The organism is Clostridium sp. MCC328, assembly GCF_018785465.1.
Classification (GTDB): Bacteria; Bacillota; Clostridia; order Lachnospirales; family Lachnospiraceae; genus Pilosibacter; species Pilosibacter fragilis.
In genome coordinates this window covers 1-7,149 of the sequence record NZ_WQPW01000136.1, presented here as the reverse complement: position 1 = coordinate 7,149, position 7,149 = coordinate 1, and the positions used below count along the sequence as shown (strand labels likewise).

Sequence of the window (7,149 nt, the reverse complement as noted above, 5' to 3'; positions counted from 1 at the left end):
ATCTTCCGGCTGAGTGCTATAGCAAGCGCCGCAAATGAGCGGCGCTGTATTTGGCGTGGGGCGAAGGATTTGACCTTTACCTTCATCTAAAACAACATCTCCTATTTTTAGTGTTGTCATTACTGGAACAATATCCTTAAAAGCTTTAATAAAAATAGTTATATCAAAAACTCCTGTATATAATTTGTCTATAGTAACTGCGGTAATGGAAAACCAAGGTGCATCATCATAATAAGCTATACTTCCAACGCTACATGGTGTCATTGATGATTTTGATTTGCCCTGTTCAAATACATAAATATCCGGTGCCTTTATATAAATTCTATCAGGTACTGTATCATATTGATAATTATAGCTATGTTCATCCGTATTTCCATCGGAACTACTTGATATTTGTTGAAGTTCATGTAAAAACTCATTATCTATAGCACATTCCATTGTAGAAACCGGTGTTATAACAGCATTTTCATATTCTGGATATTTTATTGTAACTATCAATGCTTCGTCCTCATCAGCTGGCTTTTTATAATAATTCCATATTAAAGCTGCAGACAAAGAAACACAAGCAAAGCAAGCAATAAGGACTATTATTTGTGATTTTTCTGCCTTGTTCATGTGTCATCCTTTATAATCTGTTTATATTTTCTTTATACTTTTATAAATTGACATTTAAATTATTTTCTCTATATTGTATATGTATATGATATCAATCTTTTAATTTTTTGTCAATGTTCAAATCAACCTCTTATCTACCCGAAAATCGACCTTCCGGGACGAGAAAATTCCAAGCCTCTTCTGCTTTCCTCCCTCCCCATCTTCCCATCTAAGTATAAACCAAGTCTTTTTCTTACTTTCCCGGTTGTTTTCGAGATTGAAGAAGGAGCTTGGGAGGGCTTGGGAATGGGATGCATGGAGTGGATGCAGCTGCAAAAAAAGAAGCAGGACCAGACGAATTTCTTTGAAATTCATCTGACTCTGCTTCATGTTTTTTATGTTCTTTTTCACCTGGACACTTGGATGGGTCTTAGTGGGACGAGAACATTTACCTTACTCAAACTCCAGACAGACAGTATGCCATACAAGTGAAAATCATTGATTTTAAGGCATTTTCAGGAACTATCAACCACTAAAATCTATATGAAAAAAAATTAAAAATGCAATAAAAATGCAATCGAAGTACATTCAGATTTTATAAAATAGACCGGCAAACCTCAATATCATCCAAAGATAGACGTTCAACAATGAGCGTCTATTTTTTGTTTCAAAATTAAATGGGGCTGAAAACAGCCCCGATGGGAATTGGAGATTTGACCCTCCCGGATTCTTCATGTCATACCAGCCGTAATTTTTTCCATTGCCCCTGCACACTTTAGCAAAAATTCCCAGAAATTCCGTCGCCCACCATAATGCTTTTTACAGTTGTTATTATTGTCATAAGCATACCTCCTGATATTATAAATCTCCACTGAAATCTACTTTTAAGTTGTTGGGAGTACATGACAGAGCTACATGAAAAAACGCAAGCTAACAATCCTAACCATGACTATTTAATTTTTAACACCTAGATAATATCACAACCCTGTAATTTCTTCAATAGTCCCAGAAAGGATGTGATACCACGAAGAAATCACCACCGCCGGAGCGTTCCCCTCCGCTTCCAGACCAGAACCCAAAACCAACTATCAAACACAACATTCAGAAAGGACAGGTACATCTATATGGAATTAAAATTTGTTATCCCCAACATGGAAAAGACATTCGGCAACTTGGAGTTTGCCGGAGAAGACAAAACAGAACAGAGAAGAATCAACGGACGCATGGCGGTACTCTCCCGCAGCTTCAATCTTTATTCAGACGTGCAGAGGGCGGATGATATTGTGGTTATCCTCCCTGCCGAAGCCGGAGAGAAGCATTTTGACTTTGAGGAACGTGTAAAGCTCGTCAATCCCCGTATCACCGCAGAGGGCTATAAAATCGGCACAAGGGGCTTTACCAACTACATTTTGCACGCTGACGATATGGTAAAAGCGTAAGGAAAAGGAGGACATCAGACTATGAGATTAGCAAACGGAATCGTGATTGACAAGGAAGCAACATTCGGGGCATTGAAATTTTCTGCCCTCCGCCGTGAGGTTCACCTCCAGAATGAAGACGGCTCGGTATCAGAAGAAATCAAGGAGCGTACCTATGACTTAAAATCCAGAGGACAGGGGCGTATGATTCAGGTTTCCATCCCTGCCAGCGTGCCGTTAAAGGAGCTCGATTACAACGCAGAGGTGGACTGGTACATCAAGGCAGAGGATATTGTCCTGAAAAAAGGGGCTGCCATGAATCCCCAGACACCGAAGAAAGACGCTCCCCCTACAAAATAACAACTAAATAAGAGAAAAGCGAAAGGAGGATTGTTCCCATGAAGCAGCTTTTTCCCCGTGGAAAACGTATCCGCCCCACGGATAAAGACCTTGTGTCCCATACTGCCCTTGCCGCCCTGTTCCCTGTCTTCCTGCTGGTTGTCCTGCTGTTTCATACAGGGCAGATTGCCGGAGCCAACTGGCAGGAAGTGTCCCTCTCCCAGATAATACAGGATGTAAACATCCCTTACCTGTTATTCAGTATGGGCGTAGCAGGGTTGGTGTGTCTTGCAGCCGTTCTTCTGTTCTGGCGATACCGGAGGGATGAAGTAAAGCAGCTCATCCACCGCCAAAAGCTGGCAAGGATGGTGTTGGAAAACAAGTGGTATGAATCGGAACAGAAAAAGGAAGACGCTTTTTTCAAGGACTTGTCTTCCAGCCGTTCCAAAGAAACCATCACTTACTTTCCCAAAATCTACTACCGGATGAAACAGGGCTTGCTCCATATCCGTGTAGAAATCACCTTGGGGAAATATCAGGAACAGCTCTTAAACTTGGAGAGAAAGCTGGAAAGCGGCTTGTACTGTGAACTGACGGATAAGGAATTAAAGGATTCCTATGTGGAGTACACTCTGCTCTATGATACCATTGCCAACCGTATCTCCATTGAGGATGTACAGGCAAAGGACGGCAGGCTCCGGCTCATGAAAAATGTCTGGTGGGAGTATGATAAACTCCCCCATATGCTCATTGCCGGAGGAACCGGCGGCGGAAAGACCTACTTCATCCTGACCCTCATGGAAGCCCTGCTCCGCACTAACGCCGTCCTGTTCGTGTTAGACCCAAAGAACGCTGACCTTGCGGATTTACAGGCGGTTATGCCGGATGTGTACTACAAAAAGGAAGATATGCTCGCCTGCATTGACCGTTTCTATGAAGAAATGATGAAACGCAGCGAAGACATGAAGCTCATGGAGAATTACCGGACAGGGGAAAATTACGCTTACTTGGGACTTCCGGCACATTTCCTTATCTTTGATGAATATGTGGCATTTATGGAAATGCTCGGCACAAAAGAAAACGCCGCCGTCCTCAACAAGTTAAAACAAATCGTTATGCTTGGGCGGCAGGCTGGCTTCTTCCTGATTCTCGCCTGCCAGCGTCCAGACGCAAAGTATCTGGGGGACGGAATCCGTGACCAGTTCAATTTCCGTGTGGCTCTGGGGCGGATGTCGGAAATGGGCTATGGGATGATGTTCGGGGAAACCACAAAGGACTTCTTCCTAAAGCAGATAAAGGGGCGTGGCTATGTGGATGTGGGAACCAGCGTTATCTCGGAATTTTACACGCCCCTTGTGCCAAAAGGACACGATTTCCTCAAAGAAATAAAAAAACTGATAGACAGCAGGCAGGAAGTGCAGGCGGCGTGCGAAGCGAAAGCCGCAGAAACGGACTGACCTGCTGTGGCTGGTGTGCCGCAAGGCACGCCAGCAGGAACCCCTCGTATCTAACAGAGGGGTACAAATCGACAGGCAACAACCAAACAACAGGGCAGAATCCCACGGTACACAAGGGATTTTCCCCATATCCGGCGTATGTCAACAAAACTCTGAAAGTTGACATACGCATTTTTAGACAGGAGGGATTTTCACTGAATGAAGAAACATGGGTACGGGACATTAAAGAGAAACGGGAAAGTTACGGTATCTCACAACAGAAACTTGCCTTAGCTGCCGGAATCACTCGTCCGTACCTGAGCGATATTGAAACGGGCAAGGCTCATCCACCCGAAGCATTACAGGAAGCCATCACGGAAGCTCTGGAACGCTTCAATCCAGACGCTCCCCTTGAAATGCTCTTTGACTATGTGCGGATTCGCTTCCCCACTACGGATGTGAAGCATATCGTGGAAGATGTGCTGCGGCTAAAGCTGCCCTACTTTATCCATGAAGACTACGGCTTCTACTCGTACACGGAGCATTACTATCTGGGTGATATTTTCGTTCTGGTATCGCCGGAACTGGAAAAAGGGGTGCTGCTGGAACTGAAAGGGCGTGGTTGCCGCCAGTTTGAAAGCTATCTTCTGGCACAGGAACGGAGCTGGTATGATTTTTTATGGATGTTCTCATGGAGGACGGCGTGATGAAGCGGCTTGACCTTGCCATCAATGATAAAACGGGAATCCTGAACATTCCCCATCTGACAGAGAAGTGCCGGAATGAGGAATGTATCTCGGTCTTCCGCAGCTTCAAGAGCTACCGCAGCGGTGAACTGGTACGGCGTAGGGAAAAAGAATGTATGGGGAACACCCTGTATATCGGCTCCCTCCAAAGTGAAGTATACTTCTGCATTTACGAAAAGGACTATGAGCAGTACAAAAAGCATGATATTCCCATTGCAGACGCAGAGGTAAAGAACCGCTTTGAAATCCGGCTGAAAAATGAGCGTGCCTTTTACGCCATCCGTGACCTGTTAGAGCATGACAATCCAGAACGGACAGCCTTTCAAATCATCAACCGCTATGTCCGGTTTGTGGACAGGGACGATACAAAGCCCCGTTCTGACTGGCGTATCAATGAGGAATGGGCGTGGTTTATGGGGGAACACAGGGGAAGCCTGAAACTGACAACCAAACCGGAACCGTATTCCTTTGAACGCACCCTGCACTGGCTCTCCCATCAGGTAGCCCCCACGTTAAAACTGGCTCTCCGTCTGGATAAGATGAACCACACCCAGATTGTCCATGACATCATCACCCATGCAAGGCTGACGGAGAAGCATGAAAAAATCCTGAAGCAGCAAGCTGCCGCTGCAAAGGAGGTGGTGCTTTAACGGCAGCAATTTTAGAACCTAAGAACTCTTACAGGAAAGAAAGGAGCTTTTATGAATTTCGGACAGAATCTTTACAACTGGTTTTTATCCAACGCCCAGTCCCTTGTGCTGTTGGCAATCGTGGTGATTGGACTGTACCTCGGATTTAAGAGGGAATTTTCCAAACTTATCGGTTTTCTGGTGGTGTCCCTTGTAGCAGTCGGTCTGGTCTTCAATGCGAACGGTGTAAAGGACATCTTATTGGAACTGTTCAATAAGATTATCGGTGCATAATTTACTACGATAAACATTCCTCTCTATAACATCTTCTCTATACGGCAAAACATTTTTATGTTATAATCTCGTTAATATAATTTGTCTAAATTTATCAAAAAATGTTTTGTAAAGGGGAAGTGTTTATTATGAAAGCATTTGTTAGCTGGTCAGGAGAATTAAGCTGTCAAATTGCAGAAGTTTTAAAAAAATGGATTCCATGTATTATTCAATCTGTAGACGTCTTTTTTTCACCTGAGGATATTGAAAAAGGCGATAATTGGGATAAAACTATTTCTTCTGAATTATCAGAATGCAAATATGGCATTATTTGTCTTACATCAGACAATACTTCTGCACCGTGGATTAACTTTGAAGCTGGTGCAATCGCAAAATCTCTAGATTCAAAAGTCACAGCTCTAATGGTAAACATTAAGCCATCTGATATAAAAGGACCATTGTCACGTTATCAGGCTACCAGATTTGAAAAAGCAGACTTTTTTCAACTTATTGAATCTATTAATAAAGCGTTAGATACTCCACTAGATAGCAAAGTGCTTGAAAATACCTTTAATGCAATGTGGGATTCACTAGAAGCTGAGGCTATGGATTTAATCAACAAATTTTCACAAAAAGGAGATTCACAAAATAAAAAAGGACACATTACTGAATCAGAAGAAAACAATCCCCTTGAAGAAATTTTACAATTACTAAGGAAGCAAAGTGCTATATTATCTAACCCACAGCAACTCCTTCCTCCTGACTATATGGAGCATATTCAGATGAGTACGTATAGCAGAAATAGAGAAATGTACACTGAGAATCAAATGATTTTTGAAGAATTAATAAACGTATTAGAAAAAACCTTAATAAGACTTCAAAGTTTCCCAAACCATCCTGTACTTAATCAATTTATTGAAATATTTAATTATGAAGAAATATTAATGGTTTTATTGCATAATGCTGATATGTCAAGAAATAAACGCTGGCGTATGAAATGTAAAAATTTATATGAAAAATATAGGTCTATAATTGCTGAGAAGCATAATGATTTATCCCAAATTGATGAGGACTCTTACAAAAACTTTATTCAGTTTGAAAACAACTAAATAAAAATCAAGCAGCTAACTACATTTTTAATGATTAGCTGCTTTTTTATTTGAAAAGTAAAAGAAAGGACGTGATACTGATTGAGGAAATGAGAATCTACATCCTGAACACCACACGGTTTTATCATGAAGATTTTGAGGAATATCCTGGGGCATGGTTTTCCTGTCCTGTGGATTTTGAAGAAATCAGGGAACGTCTTGGGGGGCAGAGTGAGGAAGAAATCGAAATTGAAGACTATGAGCTGCCGTTTCCATTGGAGGGCAACACAAGGCTCTGGGAAATCAACGCCCTTTGCCGGATGATACAGGAAATGCAGGGAACGCCCCTCTATTATGAAATGGATGTGGTACAAAAGCGGTGGTTTCCCAGCTTTACGGAATTTATCGACCACAAAGACCAAATACGCTGCTATCCGGTGCAGGACGGAGAATCCCTCGCCCGTTATTTGGTGCAGGAAGTACAGATATTTGGAGAAGTACATCCAGACCTGTTGAACCATATCGACTACGCTGCCATTGGTCGGGATGAATATTCCGTTGCGGCGAAGCCGTCTGTCCGGAAAAATGGAAACCACCTGTCCGGATAGGCGGAAACCGCTTTAGGT

The 7,149-nt window shown here is 42.7% G+C and carries 8 protein-coding genes and 1 pseudogene; 7 read left to right on the top strand and 2 right to left on the bottom strand.

The genetic code is table 11. The features are described from left to right. Window positions 1–615, bottom strand: a 615-nt coding sequence (locus GPK83_RS15840; RefSeq protein ID WP_215705230.1) for a hypothetical protein, incomplete at its 3' end; no start/stop codon positions are given. A gap of 117 nt (window positions 616–732) precedes the next feature. Further along, window positions 733–969, bottom strand: coding sequence for a hypothetical protein (locus tag GPK83_RS15835; protein WP_215705229.1), 237 nt, complete (start codon window positions 967–969; stop codon window positions 733–735). A 749-nt stretch (window positions 970–1,718) separates the two neighbouring features. Here GPK83_RS15835 and GPK83_RS15830 point away from each other — a divergent pair. The 7 genes and pseudogenes from GPK83_RS15830 to GPK83_RS15800 all read left to right on the top strand — a co-directional run bounded on the left by GPK83_RS15830 (window position 1,719) and on the right by GPK83_RS15800 (window position 7,131). After that, window positions 1,719–2,033 (top strand): YdcP family protein, encoded by a 315-nt coding sequence (locus GPK83_RS15830; RefSeq protein ID WP_002578441.1) that lies wholly within the window; start codon window positions 1,719–1,721, stop codon window positions 2,031–2,033. A 21-nt stretch (window positions 2,034–2,054) separates the two neighbouring features. After that, window positions 2,055–2,372, top strand: coding sequence for a YdcP family protein (locus GPK83_RS15825; protein WP_215705228.1), 318 nt, complete (start codon window positions 2,055–2,057; stop codon window positions 2,370–2,372). Between the two features lie 38 nt (window positions 2,373–2,410). Further along, window positions 2,411–3,808, top strand: coding sequence for an FtsK/SpoIIIE domain-containing protein (locus tag GPK83_RS15820; protein ID WP_215705227.1), 1,398 nt, complete (start codon window positions 2,411–2,413; stop codon window positions 3,806–3,808). A 170-nt stretch (window positions 3,809–3,978) separates the two neighbouring features. Beyond that, window positions 3,979–5,183: pseudogene (gene mobT, locus GPK83_RS15815) on the top strand (MobT family relaxase). A gap of 51 nt (window positions 5,184–5,234) precedes the next feature. Next, the gene (locus GPK83_RS15810; protein WP_215705226.1) at window positions 5,235–5,456 is read left to right on the top strand and encodes a hypothetical protein; all 222 of its coding nucleotides are present in this window, start codon (window positions 5,235–5,237) and stop codon (window positions 5,454–5,456) included. 128 nt (window positions 5,457–5,584) lie between these two features. Beyond that, window positions 5,585–6,544: a toll/interleukin-1 receptor domain-containing protein gene (locus tag GPK83_RS15805; protein ID WP_215705225.1), complete on the top strand. Its 960-nt coding sequence runs from the start codon at window positions 5,585–5,587 to the stop codon at window positions 6,542–6,544. Window positions 6,545–6,633: 89 nt separating this feature from the next. Further along, entirely contained in the window at window positions 6,634–7,131 is a 498-nt protein-coding gene (locus tag GPK83_RS15800) for an antirestriction protein ArdA (RefSeq protein WP_252196397.1), read from the top strand. Window positions 7,132–7,149: the final 18 nt, after the last annotated feature.